The sequence below is a fragment of the Brachybacterium fresconis genome (assembly GCF_017876515.1).
In the GTDB taxonomy this organism is placed as follows: Bacteria; Actinomycetota; Actinomycetes; order Actinomycetales; family Dermabacteraceae; genus Brachybacterium; species Brachybacterium fresconis.
In genome coordinates, this window is record NZ_JAGIOC010000001.1 from 594,384 (window position 1) to 617,776 (window position 23,393).

General features: G+C 70.9%; 22 protein-coding genes. 3 read left to right on the forward strand and 19 right to left on the reverse strand.

Annotated features, from left to right (window positions below):
- Positions 1 to 42 precede the first annotated feature (42 nt).
- The 6 genes from leuA to JOF44_RS02730 form a co-directional block, all read right to left on the reverse strand.
- A complete protein-coding gene (gene leuA, locus JOF44_RS02705) occupies positions 43 to 1,752 on the reverse strand; it encodes a 2-isopropylmalate synthase (protein ID WP_209895625.1) in 1,710 nt (569 codons plus the stop codon).
- Between the two features lie 327 nt (positions 1,753 to 2,079).
- Positions 2,080 to 3,111 carry a GTPase Era gene (gene era / locus JOF44_RS02710; RefSeq protein ID WP_209887069.1) on the reverse strand — a complete coding sequence of 344 codons (1,032 nt, stop codon included), beginning with the start codon at positions 3,109 to 3,111 and terminating at the stop codon, positions 2,080 to 2,082.
- A complete protein-coding gene (locus tag JOF44_RS02715) occupies positions 3,104 to 4,441 on the reverse strand; it encodes a hemolysin family protein (RefSeq protein WP_209887072.1) in 1,338 nt (445 codons plus the stop codon). The genes era and JOF44_RS02715 overlap by 8 nt, the downstream gene beginning before the upstream one ends.
- A 136-nt stretch (positions 4,442 to 4,577) precedes the next feature.
- On the reverse strand, positions 4,578 to 5,039 hold the full coding sequence (gene ybeY / locus JOF44_RS02720; RefSeq protein ID WP_209887074.1) for an rRNA maturation RNase YbeY: 462 nt from the start codon (positions 5,037 to 5,039) through the stop codon (positions 4,578 to 4,580).
- 104 nt (positions 5,040 to 5,143) lie between these two features.
- Positions 5,144 to 6,190 carry a PhoH family protein gene (locus tag JOF44_RS02725; protein WP_209887077.1) on the reverse strand — a complete coding sequence of 349 codons (1,047 nt, stop codon included), beginning with the start codon at positions 6,188 to 6,190 and terminating at the stop codon, positions 5,144 to 5,146.
- Positions 6,187 to 6,549, reverse strand: coding sequence for a histidine triad nucleotide-binding protein (locus JOF44_RS02730; RefSeq protein WP_209887080.1), 363 nt, complete (start codon positions 6,547 to 6,549; stop codon positions 6,187 to 6,189). Before JOF44_RS02730 ends, JOF44_RS02725 begins: the two co-directional genes overlap by 4 nt.
- A gap of 77 nt (positions 6,550 to 6,626) precedes the next feature.
- On the opposite strand from JOF44_RS02730, the gene JOF44_RS02735 reads away from it, so the two are divergent.
- Complete coding sequence (locus JOF44_RS02735; protein ID WP_209887083.1) at positions 6,627 to 7,169, forward strand: NADPH-dependent FMN reductase; 543 nt, start codon at positions 6,627 to 6,629, stop codon at positions 7,167 to 7,169.
- Between the two features lie 111 nt (positions 7,170 to 7,280).
- Here JOF44_RS02735 and JOF44_RS02740 read toward each other — a convergent pair whose 3' ends face one another.
- The 6 genes from JOF44_RS02740 to hrcA form a co-directional block, all read right to left on the reverse strand.
- Positions 7,281 to 8,138, reverse strand: a complete 858-nt coding sequence (locus JOF44_RS02740; protein WP_209887086.1) for an ABC transporter permease — start codon at positions 8,136 to 8,138, stop codon at positions 7,281 to 7,283.
- Positions 8,131 to 8,958, reverse strand: coding sequence for an ABC transporter permease (locus JOF44_RS02745; RefSeq protein WP_209887089.1), 828 nt, complete (start codon positions 8,956 to 8,958; stop codon positions 8,131 to 8,133). The genes JOF44_RS02740 and JOF44_RS02745 overlap by 8 nt, the downstream gene beginning before the upstream one ends.
- Positions 8,955 to 9,950 (reverse strand): ABC transporter ATP-binding protein, encoded by a 996-nt coding sequence (locus JOF44_RS02750; RefSeq protein WP_209887091.1) that lies wholly within the window; start codon positions 9,948 to 9,950, stop codon positions 8,955 to 8,957. Before JOF44_RS02750 ends, JOF44_RS02745 begins: the two co-directional genes overlap by 4 nt.
- A gap of 201 nt (positions 9,951 to 10,151) precedes the next feature.
- A complete protein-coding gene (locus tag JOF44_RS02755) occupies positions 10,152 to 10,940 on the reverse strand; it encodes a 16S rRNA (uracil(1498)-N(3))-methyltransferase (RefSeq protein ID WP_209887094.1) in 789 nt (262 codons plus the stop codon).
- Between the two features lie 27 nt (positions 10,941 to 10,967).
- Complete coding sequence (gene dnaJ, locus JOF44_RS02760; RefSeq protein WP_209887097.1) at positions 10,968 to 12,104, reverse strand: molecular chaperone DnaJ; 1,137 nt, start codon at positions 12,102 to 12,104, stop codon at positions 10,968 to 10,970.
- Positions 12,105 to 12,210: 106 nt separating this feature from the next.
- Positions 12,211 to 13,221 carry a heat-inducible transcriptional repressor HrcA gene (hrcA, locus tag JOF44_RS02765; RefSeq protein ID WP_209887100.1) on the reverse strand — a complete coding sequence of 337 codons (1,011 nt, stop codon included), beginning with the start codon at positions 13,219 to 13,221 and terminating at the stop codon, positions 12,211 to 12,213.
- A gap of 145 nt (positions 13,222 to 13,366) precedes the next feature.
- On the opposite strand from hrcA, the gene JOF44_RS02770 reads away from it, so the two are divergent.
- Both JOF44_RS02770 and JOF44_RS02775 read left to right on the forward strand, forming a co-directional pair.
- Positions 13,367 to 14,263 carry a DUF3097 family protein gene (locus JOF44_RS02770; protein ID WP_209887103.1) on the forward strand — a complete coding sequence of 299 codons (897 nt, stop codon included), beginning with the start codon at positions 13,367 to 13,369 and terminating at the stop codon, positions 14,261 to 14,263.
- A gap of 132 nt (positions 14,264 to 14,395) precedes the next feature.
- Positions 14,396 to 15,370, forward strand: coding sequence for a DUF4870 domain-containing protein (locus JOF44_RS02775; protein WP_209887106.1), 975 nt, complete (start codon positions 14,396 to 14,398; stop codon positions 15,368 to 15,370).
- Positions 15,371 to 15,483: 113 nt separating this feature from the next.
- On the opposite strand, the gene JOF44_RS02780 is transcribed toward JOF44_RS02775, so the two are convergent.
- The 7 genes from JOF44_RS02780 to JOF44_RS02810 form a co-directional block, all read right to left on the reverse strand.
- Complete coding sequence (locus JOF44_RS02780; RefSeq protein WP_209887108.1) at positions 15,484 to 15,855, reverse strand: iron chaperone; 372 nt, start codon at positions 15,853 to 15,855, stop codon at positions 15,484 to 15,486.
- Positions 15,856 to 15,934: 79 nt separating this feature from the next.
- The gene (gene hemW, locus JOF44_RS02785; RefSeq protein ID WP_209887110.1) at positions 15,935 to 17,110 is read right to left on the reverse strand and encodes a radical SAM family heme chaperone HemW; all 1,176 of its coding nucleotides are present in this window, start codon (positions 17,108 to 17,110) and stop codon (positions 15,935 to 15,937) included.
- Complete coding sequence (locus JOF44_RS02790) at positions 17,107 to 17,859, reverse strand: MOSC domain-containing protein (RefSeq protein WP_209887113.1); 753 nt, start codon at positions 17,857 to 17,859, stop codon at positions 17,107 to 17,109. The genes hemW and JOF44_RS02790 overlap by 4 nt, the downstream gene beginning before the upstream one ends.
- Entirely contained in the window at positions 17,859 to 19,733 is a 1,875-nt protein-coding gene (lepA, locus tag JOF44_RS02795; RefSeq protein ID WP_342591647.1) for a translation elongation factor 4, read from the reverse strand. The genes JOF44_RS02790 and lepA overlap by 1 nt, the downstream gene beginning before the upstream one ends.
- Before the next feature lie 172 nt (positions 19,734 to 19,905).
- Positions 19,906 to 20,592, reverse strand: a complete 687-nt coding sequence (locus JOF44_RS02800; RefSeq protein WP_209887116.1) for a M23 family metallopeptidase — start codon at positions 20,590 to 20,592, stop codon at positions 19,906 to 19,908.
- A 76-nt stretch (positions 20,593 to 20,668) separates the two neighbouring features.
- Complete coding sequence (locus tag JOF44_RS02805; protein WP_209887119.1) at positions 20,669 to 21,583, reverse strand: alpha-E domain-containing protein; 915 nt, start codon at positions 21,581 to 21,583, stop codon at positions 20,669 to 20,671.
- Positions 21,564 to 23,333: a circularly permuted type 2 ATP-grasp protein gene (locus JOF44_RS02810; protein ID WP_245348827.1), complete on the reverse strand. Its 1,770-nt coding sequence runs from the start codon at positions 23,331 to 23,333 to the stop codon at positions 21,564 to 21,566. The genes JOF44_RS02805 and JOF44_RS02810 overlap by 20 nt, the downstream gene beginning before the upstream one ends.
- Positions 23,334 to 23,393: the final 60 nt, after the last annotated feature.

Sequence of the window (23,393 nt, forward strand, 5' to 3'; positions counted from 1 at the left end):
CCACCGCGGTGGCACCTTCTTCGACGTGGCGGACCTGCTCCCTCAGCGCTGGGCGCGCTGCTCGCGGTTCAGGGCCGAGATGATCGCCTCGAGGGAGGCTCGGGTGATGGAGCCGTCCACCCCGACGCCCCAGAAGATCCGGTCACCGATCTCGCACTCGATGTACGACGCGGCCAGGGAATCATCGCCCTCGGTCAGGGCGTGCTCGGCGTAGTCGAGGATCCGCACGTCGATCTTGCGCTCGGCCAGGGCCTTCACGAAGCCGTCCAGCGGACCGTTGCCGATGCCGATGACCGTGTGCTCCTCGCCGTCCACGACGAGGGTGACCGAGATCCGGTCCGCGCCCTCCCCGGTGGATTCCTGATGGATCGAGGTGATGGCGAAGCGACCCCACCGCTTGGACTCGTCCGTGGTCGGCAGGTACTCGTCGGTGAAGGCCTCCCAGAGCGCCTCCGGGCTGACCTCGCCGCCGTCGGAGTCCGTCTTCTGCTGGACGATGCCGGAGAACTCGATCTGCAGGCGACGCGGCAGCTCCAGACCGTGCTCGGTGCGCAGCAGGTAGGCCATGCCGCCCTTGCCGGACTGCGAGTTCACGCGGATCACGGCCTCGTAGGAGCGGCCCAGGTCCTTGGGATCCACGGGCAGGTAGGGCACGCGCCACACCATGTCGTCGACGCCCTTGCCGATCTTCTCGGCGTCGGTCTCCATCCGCTCCAGGCCCTTGTTGATGGCGTCCTGATGGGAGCCGGAGAAGGCGGTGAACACGAGGTCTCCGCCATAGGGGCTGCGCTCGGGCACCGGCATCTGGTTGCAGTGCTCGACGGTGCGGCGCACCTCGTCGAGGTCGGAGAAGTCGATCTGCGGGTCGATGCCCTGGGTGAACAGGTTCAGGCCCAGGGTCACCAGGTCCACGTTCCCGGTGCGCTCGCCGTTGCCGAACAGGCAGCCTTCGATGCGGTCGGCTCCGGCGAGGTAGCCCAGCTCCGCGGCGGCCACGCCGGTGCCGCGGTCGTTGTGCGGGTGCAGCGACAGCACCACCGAGTCGCGACGGTCGAGGTGGCGATGCATCCATTCGATGGAGTCCGCGTACACGTTGGGGGTGGCCATCTCGACCGTGGCCGGCAGGTTCACGATCATCCGGTCGTCCGGGGTGGGCTTGATGACGTCGATGACGGCGTTGCACACGCGCAGGGCGTACTCGAGCTCGGTGCCCGTGTAGGACTCCGGCGAGTACTGGTAGGTGATCTGCGTGTCCGGGGTCGTCTCCTCGTACTTCTTGCACAGCAGAGCGCCCTGGACCGCGATGTCCAGCACCGTGTCCTCGTCGGCCCGGAAGACGACGTCGCGCTGGACCACGGAGGTGGAGTTGTACAGGTGCACGACGGCGCGCGGAGCGCCCGAGATCGCCTCGTAGGTGCGTTCGATCAGGTGCTCACGGGCCTGGGTGAGGACCTGGATCGAGACATCGCTCGGGATGCGGTCCTCCTCGATGAGGGTGCGCACGAAGTCGAAGTCCGTCGTCGAGGCGGCGGGGAAGCCGACCTCGATCTCCTTGTAGCCCATCCCGACCAGCAGCTCGAACATGCGCAGCTTGCGCTCGGAGTTCATCGGGTCGATGAGCGCCTGGTTGCCGTCGCGCAGGTCGACGGCGCACCAGCGCGGCGCGCGGGTGATGCGCCGGGTGGGCCAGGTGCGGTCCGGCAGCTCCACGCTGATCTGCTCATGGAACGGCAGGTACTTGTGCACGGGCATGCCCGAGGACAGCTGGGGAGCGTCCCCCGAGGAGCCGACGACGGGAGCCGACGGGTCGCCGACGGCGGCGACCGACGGGGCGGCGTCGATCGTGGAGGGGGCGGAGCTGATCGAGGAGTCAGTCGTCGTGGATTCAGTCATCACAGGGTCCTTCTCGCTGGGGTACCGGTCGCCGGACACAACGTCAGCCGCGGCGGGGTCCCGGCGTTCAGGTCCCGTCGCGGCGGCTAAGCAGGAGCAGCGATCCACGCATGGTCGTCACGGTAGCACCGTCGCCGCGGCGGCTCGGAGCCGCTCACGATGCGAACGCCGCATCGCGCCGACGGGTCAGAACCCCAGGCGCCCCAGCTGCTTGGGATCGCGCTGCCACTCCTTGGCCACCTTGACCCGAAGATCCAGATGCACCTTGCGACCGATCAGCTGGTTGATCTCGGCGCGTGCGCGCGAGCCGACCTCTTTCAGCCGCGACCCGCCCTTGCCGATGATGATGCCCTTCTGACTGTCCCGCTCGACGTACAGCATCGCTCGCACCACCAGGCGTCCTTCGCCCGGGGCGAGGACGGCGAAGGGGTCCCCGTCGGGGTCGGTCTCGACGACCTCCTCGACCACGACGGCGATCGAATGGGGCAGCTCCTCGCGCACCCCCTCCAGGGCGGCCTCGCGGATCAGCTCGGAGATGCGGTCGTCCCGGGATTCCTCGGTGAGCTGGTCGTCCGGGTACAGCTGCGGGCTGACGGGCAGATGCCGGGCGACGACCTCGAGCAGCACGTCGACCTGCTCGCCGGTGACGGCCGAGATCGGCACGATCTCGTCGACGTCCAGCAGCTCGTCCACGGCCATCAGATGCTCGGCCAGTCGATCGCGGCCGACGAGATCCGTCTTGGTGACGATGGCGACCACGCGCGGGCCGCGGCGGCCGGTCCGCATCTCGGCGAGGTCCTGGGCGATGAACCGGTCGCCGGGCCCGATCTTCTGGTCGGCGGGCAGGCAGAAGCCGACCACGTCGACCTCGGAGAGGGTCTCGCGCACCAGGTCGTTCAGCCGCTCCCCCAGCAGCGTGCGGGGGCGGTGCACGCCGGGGGTGTCCACCAGGATGATCTGGGAGTCCTCCCCGGTGACGATCCCGCGGATCGCGCGGCGAGTGGTCTGCGGCTTGCTGGAGGTGATCGCGACCTTCTCCCCCACCAGCGCGTTGGTCAGCGTGGACTTGCCGACGTTGGGTCGGCCCACGAGGGCGACGAACCCGGCCCGGTGAACGCCGCGCGATCCGGTGCCGTCGGCCGCGGCATCGTGCTCGGGGGCGTCCGACGCAGGATGCGAGCCGGCGCCGTCGTCGGCGGGCGTGAGGGAATCAGTCATCGGGGCTCTCCTGGTCGGCATCATGCGGGTGCGGTCCCGGCTCCGGGGCACGGGAGACGATCACGGTGGACAGTCGGCGGCGGCGCCCCGAGGTCTTCTCGGCCTCGAGGACGAGGCCGTGCGTCTCGGCGCGGGACCCGACGATCGGCACCTGGCCGATCGTCTTGCCCAGCAGGCCGCCGACGCTGTCGATGTCGTCGTCCTCGATCTCGAGGTCGAACAGATCGCCGACCTCGGTCAGCCCGGCGCGGGCGGGTGCCCGGTATCGGCCCTCGCCGAGGTCCTCGATCTCGGGCTCGTCCGGGTCGTGCTCGTCGGCGATCTCCCCGACGATCTCCTCGAGGATGTCCTCGATGGTGACGACGCCCGAGACACCCCCGTACTCGTCGACCACCACGGTGATGTGCACGTGGCTGGTCTGCATCTGGCGCAGCACCTCGTCGGCGGCGACGAACTCGGGCACGAACCGCGCCGGGCGCATGATCTCGCTGACGGGGCGCTCAGGGCGCGGGTCCCACGGCGAGTGGATCGCCTTCATGACGTCCTTGGCGTACAACATCCCCCGCAGGTCATCGACGTTCTCCCCGATCACGGGGACGCGGGAGAAGCCGGAGCGGACGAACAGGCGCATCGCCTTCTTCGCCGAGGCGTCGACGTCCAGGGCGACCATGTCGGTGCGGGGCACCATCAGCTCGCGGACCATCGTCTCGCGCAGATCGAACACCCCTTGGATCATGTCCCGCTCCCCGTCCGCGACGTGCTCGTCCTCGAGGGCGCGGTCGACGTTCTGCCGCGCCTTCTCCGCACCGTCCTCGGACCCTTCGGAGCCCCCGGGCCGGGACGCGAGGTTCTCGCCGACGCTGGTCAGCGCGCTGGCCGGCAACCAGAGGACCAACCGGGCGGCGGCCACCAGGAACCGGGTGGAGATCAGCACCGACTCGGGGCGGTCCCGCCCGATGGTGCGCGGGGAGATGGCCAGGACCACCAGCAGCAGCAGGCCGGCCAGCACGATGGTGATCAGCAGCGGCACGGCCCAGGCGCTGTCGGCGCCCAGCTGGTCGAAGACCAAGAAGGTGATCGCGGCGACGGAGGCGATCGTGACGGCCTCGGCGAGCATGCGCCCCAGCGAGACCGAGGCGAGGGTGCGGGCACCATCGCCGTGCTGGTCCAGGACACGGGCGCGCACCGGGCCGGGCTGATCGGCGACGGCCTTCTCGAGCGAGCCGCGGGAGACGGCCAGGTGGGCCGCATCGACCGCGGTCAGCACGGCCGCGACCACCAGCCCCGCCAGGCCCAGCGGGATCAGGACGAGCAGCGGGGCGGTCAGCATGGGCGCCGCCGTCCCGCAGGGGCCACGTCGGTGCCAGGGACGGTGCCGGAGCCGGCGGCAGGGCCGGAACCAGCGCCGGAGGAAGGACCGGAGTCAAGGGCAGGAGGAGGGTGAGGGTCGTCGGGCATGGGGGCGATCAGCTCGTCTCTCGGGAGGCGAGGAAGGTCAGCAGGAGCTTGCGCTGGAGGTCGAACATGACCGTGCGCTCGTCCTCCTCCATGTGGTCGTAACCCAGCAGGTGGAGGATGGAGTGGCAGGTCAGCAGCAGCATCTCCTCGACCGTGCTGTGGCCGGCCTCCGCCGCCTGCTGGGCGGCGACGCTCGGGCACAGCACCACGTCGCCCAGCAGCCCCTCGGGGGCCGGATGCTCGGCGCTGCCGGGCGTCAGCTCGTCCATCGGGAAGCTCATCACGTCGGTGGGGCCCGGCAGGTCCAGCCACTGCACGTGGAGCTTCTCCATCGCGTCCTCGTCGACGAAGAGGATCGACATCTCGGTGGCGGGGTGCAGATGCATCGCCTCGAAGACGAAGCGGGCGCAGTCGACGAACTCGTTCTCGTCGACCACGGCGGTGGTCTCGTTGCGGATCTCGATGGTCATGGTTCGGTGCTCAGCTCTCGGCGTTCGGTTCTCTGGTCACGGGGGTCGGGGCTCGGTGTCCCGGGATCGAGGTCCGGCCTCTGATCTCGGCCACGGACTGCCGCTCAGGTCCCCGGCGAGGGGCGGTGACGACTCTCGCGGTTGCCGCCGGGATCGATCTCCCATCGCCCGTAGGCCTCGACGATGTCGCTGACCAGCCGGTGGCGGACGACGTCGCGGGAGGAGAGGCGGCAGAAGGAGATGTCGTCGATGCCGCTGAGGACCTGCTCGACGACCCGCAGCCCGCTCTTCTGGGAGCCGGGCAGGTCGACCTGCGTGACGTCGCCGGTGACCACCATGGTGGAGTTGAAGCCCAGGCGGGTCAGGAACATCTTCATCTGCTCGGGCGTGGTGTTCTGGGCCTCGTCGAGGATGATGAAGGCGTCGTTCAGGGTGCGACCGCGCATATACGCCAGCGGGGCGACCTCGATCGTGCCGGCGTTCATCAGGCGCGGGATCGATTCGGGGTCGAGCATGTCGTGCAGGGCGTCCAGCAGCGGGCGCAGGTAGGGGTCGATCTTCTCGTTCAGCGATCCGGGCAGGAAGCCCAGCCGCTCCCCCGCCTCCACCGCGGGCCGGGTGAGGATGATCCGGTTGACCTGCTTGCTCAGCAGCTGCTGCACCGCCAGCGCGACGGCCAGGTAGGTCTTGCCGGTGCCGGCCGGGCCGATCCCGAAGGTGACGGTCGAGGATTCGACGGCCTCGATGTACTTCTGCTGGCCCAGCGTCTTGGGCCGGATGCTGCGGCCCCGGGAGGACAGCACGGTGCGCGAGAGCACCTGCTCGAGCTTCCGACCCGAACCGCGGTCGTCCCCGTAGAGGTTCGCAGCGCGCTGGACCGCCTCGGCGGTGACGGCCTGGCCGGTCCCGGCCAGGTCGATCAGGCTGCGCATGATGTGCTCGCTGCGTCGCAGGGCGTCCTCGGTGCCGCACAGGGTGACCTGGTGGCCGCGCACATGAACGTCCGTGTCCGGCACGGCGTCCTCGAGGGCGGCCAGCGCCTGGTCGTTCTCGCCGAGCACCTGGAACGGGCTGAGGTGCTCGGGGATCGCCAGCTTCCGTTCGCGCGCCTGCGGGGCGCGGCCCGGGGCCGGGGTGAGCGGATCAGTCACATCTCTCCTTCCGCGAGCATCCCGCCCGCGAGGACGTGCGCGTGCACATGGAACACGGATTGGCCGGCGCCGGCGCCGGTGTTGAAGATCAGGCGGAAGTCGCCGCCTGCCTGGTCAGCGGCGATCTGCCCGGCCACGGTGGCGACATGGGCGAGCAGCTCCGGCTCCTCGGCGAGCTCCCGTACGTCGCGGCGGTGCTCGCGCGGGACCACGAGGACATGGACCGGCGCCTTCGGGTTCAGGTCCTTGAAGGCGATGACCTCGTCATCCTCATGGACACGGTCCGACGGGATCTCGCCCGCGAGGATCTTGCAGAAGATGCAGTCCGGGTCATAGTGGTCGGTGGCGGTCTCAGGCATGCCCCGAAGTCTACGGGAGCGACTCTTCGCACAGCCGTTTTGGGATCCTCCCGACAGTATGAGAAGTTTAAATCATCATGACGAAGCTCGGAATCATCATCAGCAGCGCCCGCCCGAACCGCGTCGGGGAGAAGGTGGCCCACTGGGTCGCCGACACCGCCGGGGACCGGTTCGACCTGGACCTCATCGACCTCCGCGAGATCGCCCTGCCGGCCTTCGACGAGCCGGCCAGCCCGAAGTCCGGCGCGGACAAGACGACCTCGCACGGCCTGACCTGGGGCGAGCGGATCGGCGCCCTGGACGCCGTGGTGATCCTCACTCCGCAGTACAACGGTTCCTACCCCGGTGCCCTGAAGAACGCGATCGACTTCCTGTATGCGGAGTGGAGCGGCCTGCCCACGGTGCTGCTCGGCTACGGCTGGGGCGCGGCGGGCGAGGTGCTGCCGCAGCTGGAGAAGCTCATGGTGCGCCTGGACGCCGAGGTGGTCGGCAGCGTCGGCCTCGGTTTCCGCGAGGACCTCTCGGTCGAGGGCGAGCTGTTCATCACCGAGGAGAAGGCCGCCGCCCTGGAGAGCGCGCTCGTCGCGGTCGAGTCGAAGGTCCTCGCCCCCGTGGCCTGACGCTCCCTCGATGACAGAGCGACCGCCGCTCTGTCCATGTCCCCCGGCCCCGTCGGCGCTCTGCGTCGGCGGGGCCTCGTCGTCGCCTGCTCCGCGCCCCTGGGGCGCCGCTCAGTGCCCCGGGCTCGCGTAGAACCGCGAGAGGTACCGGAACACCGCCACCCCGGCGAGGAGGATCAGCGGCCCGGCCAGCGGGGAGGCGAGCGCGAGCCGGAGCGGCACCACGAGCTCCCCGGTGTGGCCCAGCACGATGGCGGCGGGCAGGTAGGCCATGAACGCCAGGGGCAGCAGGAAGGTCAGCAGGTAGGTCCCGGCGGTGCCGAAGATCGTCATGGGGTAGGCGCCGAAATCCGTCAGCACGCGATCGATGGTGTCCTTGACGCGGGTCGTCGGCCCCATCCGGAAGTCCAGTCCGGAGATGCCGATCTGCAGACCGGCCTCGACCAGACCTCCCCCGATCGCGGCTGCCGCCACGTACGCCGCGATCCACACCGACCAGTCGATGCCGACCTGCGAGGCCGCCACGCCGAGGATCGCCAGGCCGAGGACCAGGTCCCCGAGCGTGCCCGGGTTGAAGAAGCGCGTCAGCAGCTGCATCAACGGCGGCGCGGGACGCAGCAGGTAACGGTCCCAATCCCCATCGCGCACCACGTTCGCGCTGGCCCGGTGCTGGCCGAAGTTGATCGTGCACACGCCGTGGGCGGTCAGCCGCAGCCCGTACAGGAACGCCACCTCGTACACCTCCCAGCCCGCGATGGTGCCGAAGGCGCCCAGCAGCACCCCGATGAAGGCCAGCTGGGTTCCCTGGAGAGCGGCGCTGCCCAGGAAGGTGAGGATCAGGTTCATGCGGTGGACCCGCATGCTGCGCCAGGTCGCCCCGAGCAGGATCGCGTAGGTGCGCCAGGGCGGGATCGGCCGGGCGAGCGAGCCGCGGCGGACGGGCGCGGCGCCGGCTGGGGCGTCAACCACCGAAGATCACCAGGCGGCGGATGGCCCGTCGCCACACCAGGGCGGCCAGGGCGATGAGCACCACGATCCAGAGGGCCTGCATCCCGATCGCCTGGACGGTGTGCCATCCGGGGTCGCGGTCCACGTAGATCGACAGCGGCACGAAGACCTGCGCGGAGAACGGCAGCAGGGTGAGGACGCCCGTGAGCCAGTCGGGCATGAACCACAGCGGGATCAGCGCCCCGGAGGAGAACTGGGCGAGCATCCGGTAGATGAGGAACGCGCCGCCCACCTCGAGGGTCCAGAACCCCACCAGGCCCACGGTGAAGTTCACCAGCAGCGCGATGACGAAACCCAGCGACAGCGAGAGCAGGCAGGCCAGGCCCGAGAGCCAGGATCCCGGCAGGGCGATCGCTCCGAGCGCCAGGCCCACCCCGAGGGCGGTGGCGGCGGCGGGCAGCTGGCCCACGGTGCCGCCGACCTGGCGGGCCAGGGCCAGCGGCACGGCGGAGATCGGTCGCATCACATCGAAGGCGATGGCTCCGGTGCGCAGCCGTCCCAGCATCGAGTCGAACATGAACGGCTGGAAGACGGTGGTGGTCAGCACGCCGAGAACGGCATAGGTGATGGCGTCGACCTGGGCGACGCCGGCGACGTCGGTGCGGCCGCCGTAGACCGCGCTCCACACCAGGTGCACGAGGATCACCTGCAGCACGCAGCCGACGATCCCGGTCCAGGTCGAGGCGCGGAAGGCGAACTGGGCGCGAGCGGCGTGGGCGATGGAGGCCCGGATGCCCTCGAGCAGCAGGGCGTCCTGCCGCGGAGGTGCCGCGATGCTCACGCCCGCACGCCCCGCTCCGTGTAGATCTGACGGATGACGTCCTCGACGTTCGGTTCGCGGGAGGAGAGATCGGTGATCTCCAGGGTGCCGGTGAGGCGCCCGATCGCGGCCGGGGCCGGGACCTCGGCCGGGTCGAAGCGGAACGTGGCGCGCATCTCGTCACCGGCGGGGACCAGGCGCGTCAGCGTCAGTCCCGGCACGTCGACGTCCTCGGAGACCGCCGGGGCGCTGACCACGATCTCGCGGAAGGGGGCGTAGCGGGCGCGGAGGCTCTCGAGGTCGCCGTCGTAGAGGATCCGTCCTTCGTCGATGATGACCACGCGCTGGGCGAGCTGCTCGACGTCCGCGATGTCGTGGGTGGTCAGCAGCACCGTGGTGCCCTCGGTGCGGTTCTGCTCGGCGATGAAGTCGCGGATCCGGGCCTTGGCGACGACGTCGAGTCCGACGGTGGGCTCGTCGAGATAGAGCACCGGGGGCCGGTACAGCATCGCGGCGACGATGTCTCCGCGCATCCGCTGTCCCAGCGACAGCGACCGCACGGCGGTGTCCAGGAACGGGCCCATCTCCAGCAGGTCCACGAAGGTCTCCAGCGAGCGCCGGTACTCGGCGGCGCCCATTCCGTACAGCTTGGCGATCAGGGCGAAGGATTCCCGCAGCGGGAGGTCGGTCCACAGCTGGGTGCGCTGGCCGAACACGGCCCCGATGCTGCGGGCGTTGGCCCGGCGGTCCTTCCACGGCACGATCCCCTCGACCTCGATGTGCCCGGAAGTGGGCACGAGGATGCCGGTGAGCATCTTGATGGTGGTGGACTTCCCCGCGCCGTTGGGGCCGAGGTAGCCCACGATCTCTCCGTCGTCGATGCGCAGCGAGATGTCGTCGACGGCACGGCTGGTGACGGTCCGGGTGCTGAGGAAGGAGCGCAGTCCGGAGAAGCGACCCTGGACGCGCTGGGGCCGGGTGAACTCCTTGACCAGGTTCTCGGCGAGGATCATCGCCCCTCGCCCCTCGTCCGTCCTGACGCGGAGGCGGCGGGCAGCAGGGCGTCCGGGGTCATGGTGACCGACCCTACACAGCAGGGTGCCGCGGATCACCCGCTTTTCGCAGATCGCGGGGACGCCGGACGGCCCGCGGGAGGCGATGTCTGGGTCCCGACGGGCGGTGGCGAGTCGGCCCCGGCGGGCGGTCGGGCCCGCTCAGCCCCAGCGGCCGACGAGGCTGCTGAGCACCGCGAGCGCGGCGGGACCGGCGGTCGAGGAGCGCAGCACCTCGGGGCCCAGCAGCACCGAGCGGGCGCCGGCCGCGCGGAGGGCGTCGAGCTCGTCGGGGTCGATGCCGCCCTCGGGGCCGACGATCACGACGATCTCCTCGATCCCGTCCGCGCTGGCCGCACGCAGCTGCTCGCCGAGGCTCATCAGCGCCACCGATTCCTGCTCGTGCAGGACCAGCACGAGGGTCCGGTCGGCGGCGAGCTCACCGAGAGCGTCGGTGAGCTGGGCGCCCGTCACCGGGGCATCGACCGCAGGGATCCCGGGACGGCGGCACTGCTTCACGGCCGCCCGCACCGTCCCTGCCCAGCGGGCGCGGCCCTTGGCGAGCTTCTCCCCCCGCCAGATCGAGACGGAGCGGCGTGCGATCCACGGCACCACCCGGTCGACGCCGAGCTCGGTGGCGGATTCGATCGCCTGCTCGTCGCGACCACCGGTGGCCAGGGCCTGGACCAGACTCAGGCGCGGCAGGCGCTCGACCGCGGGACTCGGGTCAGCCAGCAAGGACAGCTCGAGCGACTCCTTGCGGGCGGCGGTGACCTCGGCGAGCACCTGACGCCCGGGGGCGTCGGTGAGGAGGATCTGCTCCCCCACGCCGAGGCGCGCGACCTTGGCGGCGTGCCGCCCCTCCTCCCCGTCCAGGGTCAGGGCCTCGCCCTCGCGCGCGGCGGCGAGGGCGTCGTCGAGGATCAGGAACCCGGGCGGGGTGGTGGGCATGTCAGACCTGCTGCCGTCGTCGGTCGCTCAGAGGTCGCGCAGGCGATCGCGGAGCTTGGAGAAGGGGCCGTGGCCCTTGCGGCGGGTGGTCTCGTCCCCGCGCAGCGCGGCGAACTGCTCGAGCAGCTCACGCTCCTGCTCGCTGAGCGTGGTGGGAACGTCGACGTCGAGGACCACACGGATGTCGCCGCGGCGCTCGCGGCGCAGCGGGGTCACGCCGAGGCCCTTGAGGGTGATCTCGTCCCCGGGCTGGGCGCCCGGCTTGACGTCGATGTCCTGATTGCCGTCGAAGGTCTCAAGCGGGATGGTCGCACCGAGGGCGGCGGAGGTCATCGGGACCGCCATGGTGGTCACGAGGTCCTCGCCGTCGCGGTCGAACATCTCGTGGTCGACGACGGCGAGCTCGATGAAGAGGTCTCCGGAGGGGCCGCCCGCCTCGCCGACCTCGCCCTGGCCGCGCAGCTGGATGCGGGTGCCGTTCTCGACCCCGGAGGGGACCTTCACGGTGACGGTGCGCTCGGCCGGGGTGCGACCGTGCCCGGAGCAGCTGGTGCAGGGGCTCTCGATGACGTCGCCGTGACCCTCGCAGGTGGGGCACGGGGCCATGGTCACCATCTGCCCCAGCAGCGACTGGGCGACGCGCTGGACGTGGCCGGAGCCGTTGCAGGCGGTGCAGCGCGTGGGGCTGGTGCCCGGCTCGCAGCAGGAGCCGTCGCAGCGCTCGCACTGTTCGGCGGTGCGGAAGGTGACCTCCTCCTCGGTGCCGAAGACCACGTCGCGCAGGTCGATCCGCACCCGCCGCAGCACGTCGCCTCCGCGGCGCTGCCGCGGCACGGGGCCCTGGCCGCGTCCGCCGCGCATGCCGGCGGCGCCGGCGAACATGTCGAAGATGTCGTTGACGTCGAAGCCGGCGCCTCCGCCGAAGCCGCCGAAGCCGCCACCGCCGCCCGTGCCCGGGCCGCCGCCCATGTCGTACTGGCGGCGCTTGTCGGAATGGGAGAGCGTCTCGTAGGCCTGGGAGACCTTCTTGAACTTCTCCGCCGCCTCCGGGTCGGGGTTCACGTCGGGGTGCAGCGTCCGGGCGAGCTTCCGGTACGCCTTCTTGATCTCCTCGGTGGAGGCGTCGCGGGAGACGCCGAGGAGCTCGTAGTAGTCGTCGTTCACGGTGAGGATTCCTTACCGGGGAGTCGGGGTGGCCGGGCCGCGGCGTGCGGCGGCGGGCACCGGGCGGTGGGGCTGGCGGATCGGCGCGCGAGCGCGCGCCGGGAGGTCATTCGAGGTAGCGGGACACGTAGCGGGCGATGGCCTGGACGGTCGAGATACCTGCGGCGTAGTCCATGCGGCTGGGGCCGAGGATCGCCAGATGCGATCCCGCACCATATCCCGCGCCGACGAGCGCGGCCTGATGCAGGGCGCGATCATGCAGCTCCGAGCCGATCCGCACCTCGACCGCTCCGGGCGAGGCGTGCATCTCGGTGAACAGGCGCATCAGCACCAGCTGCTCTTCGAGCACGTCCAGCAGGGGCTCCACGTTGCGGGCGAAGTCCTCGGCGGAGCGGGCGATGTTGGCGGTCCCGGCCAGCATGATCCGGTCCTCCGCCCGCGTCGCCGCCAGGGACACGAGCGCATCGGCCACTTCCTGGGCCGAGGTCCGCTCGAGCGCCGGGAGCGTCTCGAGCAGGGTGGCCAGGGGCGTGGCGAGATCGGTGACCTCTCGGCCGGAGATGGCCCGATTCATCTGGTCGCGCAGGTCGAGGTAGTACTCGGCGGGCTGGGCCGCGAGCACCGGGACGGTGCGCTGATCGACCCGACCGGACTCCGTGATCAGCACGACCAGGAGCAGCGAATCGGCGACCTTGACCAGCTCGACGTGGCGGACCCGAGCCTGACGCCGGGACGGGTACTGCACCATCGCGACCTGCTGGGTGAGCTGCGCCATCAGGCGCACGGTGCGGCCGAGGAGCTCCTCGACGTCACCGGAGTCCTCCAGCAGGGTGCGGATCGCGCTGCGCTCGGGGGCCGACAGCGGCTTGACGGTCGCGACATGGTCGACGAAGGCGCGATACCCCTTGTCGGTGGGAACACGGCCGGCGGAGGTGTGGGGCTGATGGATCAGCCCCTCCTCCTCGAGCAGCGACATGTCGTTGCGCACCGTGGCGGCGGAGACCCCGAGCTCGTGACGGTCCAGCAGGGACTTGGAGCCGACGGGCTCACGGGTGGAGACGTAGTCCTCGACGATCGCGCCGAGGATCTGCAGCTTCCGGGCGTCCGTGTCCCTCACCTCCTGCGTTCCGTGCGTTGCGGTCATCGGGTCCGACGGGCGTGACCAGCGTCGCCAGGACGAGATCTGGCACCTGCCCGTGCCGAGTGCCAATCCTACGCGCCCCCGGCGATGCTCGCGGGGAGGCGTTCGCCACGGGGGTAAGGTGTCGCGCGTGCCTGCAGCTTCCGATCGCTTCCCCGACCGGTACGGCCCCGACGTGCTGTCCTCCGGTCCGCCCGCCCATCATCGTCGCCGCCCCGTCGCCCGCGAGGTCCCCGCCCAGCGCGACCTCGTCGTCGAGGAGGCCGGCACCGGCTTCACCGGTGCCATCACCCGCGTGGAGAAGATCGCCGGAGAGGTGGTCGTCGAGCTCGAGGACGGCCGTGGCGCGCGCCGCACCTTCCCGCTCGGTCCGGGCTTCATGATCGACGGGGAACCGGTGCTGCTCACCCGGGCCGCACCGCGCGCTCTGGCCCCGGTGCGCAAGCGCTCCGCGAGCGGCTCCGTCTATGTCGAGGGGGCGAGGGCCCGCACCGCCCGTGCCTCGAGGATCTGGGTCGAGGGCACGCACGATGCCGAGCTGGTGCAGAAGGTGTGGGGGCACGACCTGCGCATCGAGGGGATCGTTGTCGAGCAGCTCGAAGGCGCGGACAACCTCGTCGAACGCGTCGAGGCCTTCGGTCCGTCGGCCGGTCGCCGGCTCGGCATCCTGGTCGACCACCTGGTGCCCGGGTCGAAGGAGTCGCGCATCGCGGCCGAGGTCATGAAGCTGCCCGGTGCCCGCGGGAACGTCGAGGTGCTCGGACATCCCTACGTCGACGTCTGGCAGGCGGTGCGCCCGGCGCGCGTCGGGCTGCGGGAGTGGCCGCACATCCCCAAGGGCACCGACATCAAGGTCGGCTCCCTCGCGGCGCTGGGCTGGCCGCATGAGGACTCGGCCGACATCGGCATCGGCTGGCAGCGGATCCTGTCGACCGTGCGCTCCTACGCCGATGTCGAACCCTCCCTGTCGGGGCGCATCGAGGAGCTCATCGACTTCGTGACGGTCGATCCGTCCTGACGCCCAGGACCTGGGGGCAATCCCCCACCCGACATGGCGGCACGCCCCGGGGACGACCGGGATCTCACTGGCTAGGCTGAGGGGGTCAGTCCGACGTCGGCCCTCCCGGTCGGCCCGTTCGAAGAAGGAACCATGAGCCAGACTCCGCACCCGCACGACCCGTACGGAACCGAGCCCGGCAGCGCCTCCCCCGAGCAGCAGAGCCCGGGCTGGACCGCCGCGCCCCAGGACGCCCCGGCGCCGCAGGGCGACCCCGAGCAGCAGGGCCTCCCCGAGCAGCACCAGGGCAGCCCGACCTCCAATCCGGCGCTGCATCCGCACGATCCCTACGCCTACGACGACAGCACGGGGAGGGCCCCCGCGGCCCAGGGCTTCTCCGCCCCGTCCCCGTCGACCGGTCAGGACCCCTACGGCGCTCCTGCCGATGCCCCCGGTCCGCGGGGCCAGGCTGGTCCGCAGAGCCCGTACGGCGCTCCCGGTCAGCAGGGTCAGCCGGGTCAGCAGACCGGACCCGGCTCGACCGACGCCTCGCAGGCCTCCTATGATCCGCTGGCCATCGACGACCCTCAGGGCACCTACGACGCGCAGGGCGCGCCCGGCCCCCAGGCCACCTACGGTCCGCAGGGCTCGTACGGGGGCGGCCCCGAGGGGTACGCCGCACCCGGCGCCGTCGACCTGAACACTCCCCCGCCCGGCTTCAAGGGCATCTACGAGGGCCCGCTGTCCGGGCAGGGGATGAACGACTCCGACGCGAAGACGTGGGCGCTCGTGGTGCACCTGGCCGCGCTGCTGCAGTTCGTCATCCCGTTCATCGGCGGTCTCATCGCCCAGATCGTGCTGTTCGTGGTGTTCAAGGACCGCCACCGCTTCGTGCGCTACAACGCCGCCGAAGCGCTGAACGGCACCATCGCCGCGCTGATCGTCTCTCTCGTGATGGGCGTGCTGTTCACGATCATCACGATCGTCACCTTCGGCATCGGCGCCGTCCTGTTCGGATTGATGTTCGTGCCGACAGTGGTCCAGGCGATCTTCGCGATCATCGGCGCCGTCAAGGCCTACCAGGGTGAATGGTGGAACTACCCGGTGAACCTGCGGATGTTCCGCTGATCGCCGCAGCCTGCGGGCAGTGAACGCCGCGCCCCCGGAGATCGCCACGGTCTCCGGGGGCGCGGCGTTGTCGTGGGTCAGCGCTTCTCGCTCCCGCTGCGCGGTCGCCCGGGCTACATCCAGGTCACGCCGCGCTGCTCGTACTCCGTCAGACGGTAGGCGACCATCCGGCGCAGAAGATCCGTCGGAATGGGCTGGTCGTAGGGCAGCTTCACCGTGCCCTTGCCGGTCTCGAACTCCGCGAGCTCGGCGGTGAAGGCCTCCCGGGTGCTCGGCGTGACGGCGAGATTCGCGTGGCCGGCATAGGTCCCCACGATCACCAGGATCATCCCGCTGGGGTGGAGGAAGGCCGGGTTCCCCCACTTGAGGGCTTCGGTCACCTCCGGGGCGGCGTCGTGGATCAGAGCACGCAGCTCACGCAGCCGGGAGGCGGCGCGTTCGTCGAGGCCTGCGAGGTGCTCGTCGATCGTGGTGGGTTTGGTCATCACCCCAGTCTGGTCCTCGTCCGCCCGGCCGTCGAGACCCGGTCGAGCTCGGTGGCGGTCACGACGCGATCGACGTCTGTCAGAGCACGAGGTCGCGGATCACCGCGTCGGCCAGCAGCCGGCCCTGGCGGGTCAGCACCGCGCGCCCGGTGGCGAGGGCCTCGGCATCCAGATGCCCCCGTTCGCGGTGGACGTCGAGCATGCCGCGGGTCTGCTCCGGAACGGCCTCGACGGGGAGCCCGTCGGCGATCCGCAGCTCGAGCATGATCCGCTCGACCTGTCGGTCCTGCGCGGCGACCCGCTCGGACTCCGCGACCGGCATCTCGCCCGTGGCGAGCATCCGCGCGTACCGGCTGGGGTGCTTCACGTTCCAGGCGCGCAGGCCGTCGCGGTGGCGGTGCGCGCCGGGGCCGATCCCCCACCAGTCGCCGCCGCGCCAGTAGGCGAGGTTGTGGCGGGAGCGCTGCCGCTCGGTGCGCGCCCAATTGGAGACCTCGTACCAGGTCAGGCCGTCCGCCGCGGCAAGGTCGTCGATCAGCTCGTACTTGTCGGCCATGTCGTCGGGGTCCGGGGCCTCGAGCTCGCCACGCCGCAGCTGGCGGGCCATCGCCGTGTTCCCCTCGATGATCAGCGAGTACGCCGACATGTGGTCGACCCCGCAGGCCAGAGCCGCCTTCACGGAGGTCTCGACGTCGGCGACGGTCTCTCCCGGGGTGCCGTAGATCAGGTCCAGGCTCACGTCCAGCCCGGCCTCTCGCGCCCAGGCGACCGCTTGCGGGACCCGCTCGGGGTCGTGGGTGCGGTCCAGGGTGGCCAGGACCGAGGGCACGGCGGACTGCATGCCGAAGGAGACCCGGGTGATGCCGCCCGCCGCCAGACGGGACAGGGAGGCGCGGGTGACGGAGTCGGGGTTCGCCTCGGTGGTGATCTCGGCGTCCTCGGCCAGCGGCAGCAGCGTGCGCAGGTGGGCGAGCATCGCGACCAGGTCGTCGGCCGGCAGCAGGGTGGGCGTGCCACCGCCGAAGAAGACGGTCGAGACCTGGTCGTAGTCGTAGCCGGCGGCGCGATCGGCGGCCAGCGTCAGGTCCATCTCGGCCATCGCATTGGCGGGATACTCGGCCTGGGAGCCGCCGCCGCCGAGCTCGGTCGCCGTGTACGTGTTGAAGTCGCAGTACCCGCAGCGCACGGCGCAGAACGGAACGTGGATGTAGACGGAGAGGTCGCGGGAACCGCCGTCCGCGGGACCCGCCCTCACAGGCCCATCCCCAGTCCGAGGCCGCGCCCGGTCGAGCGCAGCCGCTGCGGGAAGTCCGTGTTCTCGCCCGCCCGGCGCAGAGCGGTCTCGGCCCCGCGGACCAGGGACTCGTACAGCACGGTCCCGGTGGCCTGCGCCCACTGCAGCAGGGCGCGCGCCTGCTCGGCGTCCAGGCCCCGGAAGGCGTCGCCGATGGTGACGCCGTGGTCGGGACGGGTGAGCACCTCGATCGCGTCGCCGGCGCGGGTCTCCCCCGGAACCAGCACGCGGAAGTAGGCGCCGGCGCGGCCGGCGGCGGTGAAGGTCCTGCCCCAGCGGCGATCCCCGATCCAGGCCGCGAAGGTGCCGCAGGGATTGCGCGCCGTGGTGGCCTCGAGCTCGGCGCCGCCGATCCGCCACCGCTCCCCGATCACGGTCTCGTCGGTGTCCTGCCCCGTGGTCACGAGGTTCTCTCCGAAGGACCCGTCGGGCAGGTCGAGCTCGCGCTCGCGGGCGTGCGCCCGCCGGGTCTCGCGGGAGAAGGCGTAGACGGCCTTGAACACGCCTCCGTGGTTCTCGCGATCGCCCTGGACGTCGCCGAGCACCCCATGGGTGAGCAGACGGACGGGACCGTCGACGGGCCGCTTGTCGATCCCGCTCATCAGACCGCTTGCAGCGACCGGGAACAGCTGGCCGACGGTGCAGACCGCCGCGATCGAGCCGCCGGTGGACGGATCGATCCGGATGCTCATCGGAGCAGGTGCGCTCATCACTTCTTCTTGGAATCCTTGGGCATGTCGCCGGCGTCGGAGGACAGCGCGGCGATGAAGGCTTCCTGCGGCACCTCGACGGAACCGATGTTCTTCATCCGCTTCTTGCCCTCCTTCTGCTTCTCCAGCAGCTTGCGCTTGCGGGAGATGTCGCCGCCGTAGCACTTGGACAGCACGTCCTTGCGCATCGCGCGGATGTTCTCGCGAGCGATGATGCGCGCCCCGATGGCGGCCTGGATCGGCACCTCGAACTGCTGGCGGGGGATCAGCTTCTTCAGCTTCCCGGCCATCTCGACGCCGTAGCTGTAGGCCTTGTCGCGGTGGACGATCGCGCTGAAGGCGTCGACCGGCTCGCCCTGCAGGAGCATGTCGACCTTGACGAGGTCCGCGATCTGGGTGCCGGAGACGTCGTAGTCCAGCGAGGCGTAGCCGCGGGTGCGGGACTTCAGCTGGTCGAAGAAGTCGAAGACGATCTCCGCCAGCGGCAGGGTGTAGCGCAGCTCGACGCGGTCCTCGCTGAGGTAGTCCATCCCGCCGAGGTTGCCGCGCTTGGACTGGCACAGCTCCATGACGGCGCCGATGAACTCGCTGGGCACCAGGATGGTGGCGGAGGTGAGCGGCTCGGTGATCGAATCGACCTTGCCCTCGGGGAAGTCGGAGGGGTTCATGACCTCGACCTCGGTGCCGTCCTCCATCGTGACCTGGTAGACCACGCTGGGGGCGGTGGAGATCAGGGAGAGGTTGAACTCGCGCTCGAGGCGCTCGCGGATGATCTCCAGGTGCAGCAGGCCCAGAAAGCCGACGCGGAAGCCGAAGCCGAGCGCGGTGGAGGTCTCCGGCTCGTAGTTCAGGGCGGCGTCGTTGAGCTTGAGCTTGTCGAGGGCGTCGCGCAGGATCGGGTACTCGGAGCCGTCGATGGGGAACAGGCCGGAGTACACCATCGGCTTGGGCTCGGAGTAGCCCGGCAGCGGCTCCTGGGCGCCACGCACCGAGGTGGTGATGGTGTCGCCGACCTTGGATTGGCGCACGTCCTTCACACCGGTGATCAGGTACCCCACCTCGCCGGGGCCGATGCCCTGGGTGCGGTGCGGCTCCGGGGAGCTGACCCCGATCTCCAGCAGCTCGTGGTGCGCACCGGTGGACATCATGTCGATGCGGTCGCGGGACTTCAGGAACCCGTCGACGACACGGATGTAGGTGACCACGCCGCGGTAGGTGTCGTACACGGAGTCGAAGATCATCGCGCGGCACGGGGCGTCCGGCTCCCCCACGGGCTCCGGCAGGGTGTTGACCACATGGTCCAGCAGGTCCTCGACGCCGAGGCCGGTCTTGCCGGAGACGCGCAGCACGTCGTCGGGGTCCACGCCCACCAGCTGCCCGATCTCGGCGGCGTACCGCTCCGGCTCCGCGCCGGGCAGGTCGATCTTGTTCAGCACCGGGATGATGGTGAGGTCGTGCTCCATGGCGAGATACAGGTTCGCCAGGGTCTGCGCCTCGATGCCCTGGGCGGCGTCGACCAGGAGGATCGCGCCCTCGCAGGCCGCGAGGGAGCGGGAGACCTCATAGGTGAAGTCCACGTGCCCGGGGGTGTCGATCATGTTCAGGGCGTAGTTCGTGCCATCGACCTGCCACGGCATCCGCACGGCCTGGGACTTCACGGTGATGCCGCGCTCACGCTCGATGTCCATCCGGTCGAGGTACTGCGAGCGCATGGCACGCTCCTCGACGATCCCGGTGATCTGCAGCATGCGATCGGCGAGCGTGGACTTGCCGTGATCGATGTGCGCGATGATGCAGAAGTTGCGCAGCCGCTCCTGGGGTGTCGACGCGGGAAGGATGTCCCGGGCCTCATCGGCCGCGATCCTCGGGGTCACCGGCTACGTCCTCTCGTCGCTGGGGGCCGCAGCGCAGGCGCGCGCGGCATCGGTCCATCGTCTCACGGGGGGTGCTGGGACTCCCAGTCCGCCGCGGCCGACGGACCGACGTCACACGGGCCGGGCCCGATCGGAACGCTCGGGCGCACGGTCGCTCGAGGACCGACGTCCCTCAGGGCATGTCGAGAATCTCCCCGCTGCGCGGCAGTCCGCCCGGGAGGGTGATCGCCACGGGGCGGGCGGCCGACGGGTCGGCGGCGGTCATCGCCTGCAGGTGCAGGTGCGGCTCGGTGCTGTTGCCGGAGTTGCCGCAGGCGGCCAGCCGCTCCCCGGCCGCCACCCGCTGCCCGGGGCGCACGGCGAGGCTGCCGCGCCGCAGGTGGCACAGGGCGAGGTGCACGGCGCGGACGTCGCCGGACGCACCGGCGTCGCCGAGGTCATCGGGAGCACCGTCCTCGGCCAGGGGCCGCGGTGCCGTCACCCGCAGGATCACGTGGTTCCCGGCCAGGCCGGCCCAGCCGTCGGCGAGGCGGCGGCGCTGGGTCAGCGCGTAGCCGACCGAGGGAAGACCCCGGTGCGCCGGATGGTCGGGCTCGCCGTCGTGCGCCGCTACCACCTCGCCGTCCAGCGGCACCAGCAGCTCCCGCCCGAATCCGGGGAACGCCTCGGGGGGTTCCGGGGCCACCAGGGAGCGCAGGCGCACCGGTGCCGTGCGGCCGCGGTCGTCGACCGGAACGAGGTCGATCGAGTGGTCCAGGGCGAACAGGGAGGTGCCGTGGCTCGGCACCCGATCCGCAGGGCTGTTCTGCACCAGCCAGCGCCCGCGGCCCGGGGATCTCAGACGCAGCGGCGCCGTCATCCCCGCTCCCGCCATACCCGCTCCCGTCGTTCTCGCACCCGTCGTTCCCGTTCTGCCCCGTTCTACGACCGGGTGCTCAGTTCGCAGGGTGGAAGTAGGTGCCGCCGAGCGCCCGGGTGATGGCGCCGGTGACCCGCTGCAGCTGGTCCATCTCGTCGTCGAAGTCGGCGACGATGTCCTCGAGAGATCGGAAGCGCAGGCTGGCGGTGGCGCGGCCGACGATCCGGCGGCCCGGCTCCGCGGTGCCCATCCGGTCGAAGCTGCTGCCGTGGAGCTTGGCGAGGGTGTCGAGGGCCTCGTCGATCTCGAGCAGGCAGTGGGCGGCCGAGCGCGGGAAGATCGAGTCCAGCAGGAGGAACTCGATCGCCTGGGAGGCCCGGACGCGTCCGCGATAGGAGCGGATGTAGGCCTCGTGGGCGCTGCAGCTGCGCAACAGCATCACGGTCGCCGCGTCGGAGGAGTCCTCCAGGTCATGGGCCTGCAGGATCCGGGCGTTCATGTCCACCCGCTCCAGCAGCTGACCGATCCGCAGGAACAGCCACGCCTCGTCGCGGGTCATGGAGGCATCGACCAGCCCGTTGACCACGGCGCAGCGGTCCTTGGCGAACTGGAAGGCACCGTGCATACGGGAGGGCCGCACCCCGCGGGGCATGCCCAGGGTGGTGGTGTTCAGCGATTCCCAGACCTCGGTGGTCAGCACCTCGCGCGCGCCGCGGGCGTTCTCGCGGGCGGTCTGCAGCGCCCCGGCCACGGACGAGGGGTTCTGGCGATCCGTGACCAGACGGTCGAGCACCCGCTGCACGGTCAGCTCAGCGTCGGATGGGTCGGCGACGCCGAAGATCTCGTAGACCCCGGCGCAGGCGACAGGCTCCTCCTGTGCGGCATCTTCGGTGATCGACTGCAGCCTCACGTCGAGGATGCGGGCGGTCTGGTCGGCGCGCTCGACGTAGCGGCCGATCCAGAACATGGAATCAGCGATCCGGCTGAGCATCAGCGTCCTCCTCCTTCTCGGCGGCGGTCGCCGACGTGCCGTCGGTCCCTGGTGCGGCCCCGGTCTCCGGTGCGGCCCCGTCTGCCGGGGCACTGTCAGGACGCTCCGGCTCGTCGAGGTCCTCGTCGTCCAGCAACGGGATCGCCGAGGTGACAGGATCCGGTTCGCGACCCGTCTGCTCGGCCGCATCCTCGGGGAGGTCCTCGAACCCGTCGTAGTCCTCGTCCAGGGGGTCCTCGATCCGCTCCTCGCCCGCGGCGGAGGTCCCGCTCCGCTGCCGGCCCGAACCCGCCGCGGGCGTGGCCGCCCGCTCGGTGGCGAGCACCCAGGTGTCCTTGGAACCGCCGCCGCGGGAGGAGTTGACGATCATCTCCCCGCGCGGGAGGGCGACGCGGGTGAGCCCGCCGGGCAGCACCCACACGTCGTCGCCGCTGTTCAGGGCGAAGGGACGGAGATCCACATGCCGCTCCTCCGGGCCTTCGTCGACCAGGGTGGGGATGGTCGACAGCTGCACGACGGGTTGGGCGATCCAGCCGCGCGGGTCGGTCAGCAGTCGATCGCGCAGGGCATCGAGCTCCTCGCGGGAAGCGGCCGGTCCGATGACGATGCCCTTGCCGCCGGAGCCGTCGACGGGCTTGACGGCCAGTTCGTCCAACCGGTCCAGCACCTCGGCCAGGGAGTCGGGCTCCTCCAGGCGCCAGGTGTCGACGTTGGGCAGGATCGGCTCCTGGCCCAGGTAGTACCGGATCAGGTCGGGCACATAGGTGTAGGTGAGTTTGTCGTCGCCGATGCCGTTGCCGATGGCGTTGGAGACCACGACGTTGCCGGCGAGGATCGCCCGGACCAGGCCGGGAACACCCAGCACCGAGTCGGGGCGGAACACCTCGGGGTCGATGAAGTCGTCGTCGGTGCGCTTGTAGATGACGTCCACGCGGCGCAGACCGGCGGTGGTGCGCATGTAGATGCGCTCGCCGCGCTCGACGAGGTCGTCGGCCTCGACCAGGTCCACGCCCATGGTCCGCGCCAGCAGGGAGTGCTCGAAGTAGGCGCTGTTGTACCGGCCCGGGGTGAGCACCACGACGGTGGGCTCCTCCCCCGCGGTGTCGGGCGCGGCGGCCTGCAGGGCGCCGAGCAGACGACCGGAGTACTCGCCGACGCGCCGTACAGGGCGGGGGGCGAACAGCTCCGGGAAGGTCTGGGCCATCGCGCGCCGGTTCGAGAGCACGTAGCTGACTCCGCTGGGGGTGCGCACGTTGTCCTCGAGCACCCGGAACTCGCCGGAGCCGTCGCGGACCAGGTCGATCCCGGAGATGTGGATGCGCACCCCGTTGGGCGGCCGGTAGCCGCGCATGGCGTCGACGACATAGGACGAGGAGGTGACGAGCTCGGACGGGATCACGCCGTCGGCGATGGCCCGCTGGTCGGTGTACAGATCGTCGAGGAAGTGCTCCAGGGCGCGCACCCGCTGGGACACCCCCTGGGAGACGCGGGCCCACTCCTCGGCGGCGATCACCCGCGGGATCGCGTCGATCGGGAAGGGCCTCTCCTCCCCGGCGTAGTCGAAGGTGATCCCCTGGTCGAGGTAGCTGTGGGCGAGAGACTCGGAACGCGCGCGGAACTCCTCGGGCCCGAGGCCGGCGAGGGCGTCGTGCAGCGCGGCGTAGGTGTCCCGCACCGAGCCGTCGGCCGCGAACATCTCGTCGCTGCCCGAGCCGGGCTGGACGCGGCGGAACAGAGAACTGGCTGGCATGTCTACCATTCTCACACCGTCCTCCGGCCGCCGTGGGCATACCCGCCCAGGAAGCGAGAA

Bases quoted from the DNA above. Each gene is read 5' to 3' on its own strand.
- leuA (WP_209895625.1), bottom strand. From the start codon at position 1,752: ATGCCCGTGCACAAGTACCTGCCGTTCCATGAGCAGATCAGCGTGGAG.
- era (WP_209887069.1), bottom strand. From the start codon at position 3,111: ATGACTGATTCCCTCACGCCCGCCGACGACGGCGCCGGCTCGCATCCT.
- JOF44_RS02715 (WP_209887072.1), bottom strand. From the start codon at position 4,441: ATGCTGACCGCCCCGCTGCTCGTCCTGATCCCGCTGGGCCTGGCGGGG.
- ybeY (WP_209887074.1), bottom strand. From the start codon at position 5,039: ATGACCATCGAGATCCGCAACGAGACCACCGCCGTGGTCGACGAGAAC.
- JOF44_RS02730 (WP_209887080.1), bottom strand. From the start codon at position 6,549: ATGCCTGAGACCGCCACCGACCACTATGACCCGGACTGCATCTTCTGC.
- JOF44_RS02735 (WP_209887083.1), top strand. From the start codon at position 6,627: ATGACGAAGCTCGGAATCATCATCAGCAGCGCCCGCCCGAACCGCGTC.
- JOF44_RS02750 (WP_209887091.1), bottom strand. From the start codon at position 9,950: ATGATCCTCGCCGAGAACCTGGTCAAGGAGTTCACCCGGCCCCAGCGC.
- JOF44_RS02755 (WP_209887094.1), bottom strand. From the start codon at position 10,940: ATGCCCACCACCCCGCCCGGGTTCCTGATCCTCGACGACGCCCTCGCC.
- JOF44_RS02775 (WP_209887106.1), top strand. From the start codon at position 14,396: ATGAGCCAGACTCCGCACCCGCACGACCCGTACGGAACCGAGCCCGGC.
- JOF44_RS02780 (WP_209887108.1), bottom strand. From the start codon at position 15,855: ATGACCAAACCCACCACGATCGACGAGCACCTCGCAGGCCTCGACGAA.
- JOF44_RS02790 (WP_209887113.1), bottom strand. From the start codon at position 17,859: ATGAGCGCACCTGCTCCGATGAGCATCCGGATCGATCCGTCCACCGGC.
- JOF44_RS02800 (WP_209887116.1), bottom strand. From the start codon at position 20,592: ATGACGGCGCCGCTGCGTCTGAGATCCCCGGGCCGCGGGCGCTGGCTG.
- JOF44_RS02805 (WP_209887119.1), bottom strand. From the start codon at position 21,583: ATGCTCAGCCGGATCGCTGATTCCATGTTCTGGATCGGCCGCTACGTC.
- JOF44_RS02810 (WP_245348827.1), bottom strand. From the start codon at position 23,333: ATGCCAGCCAGTTCTCTGTTCCGCCGCGTCCAGCCCGGCTCGGGCAGC.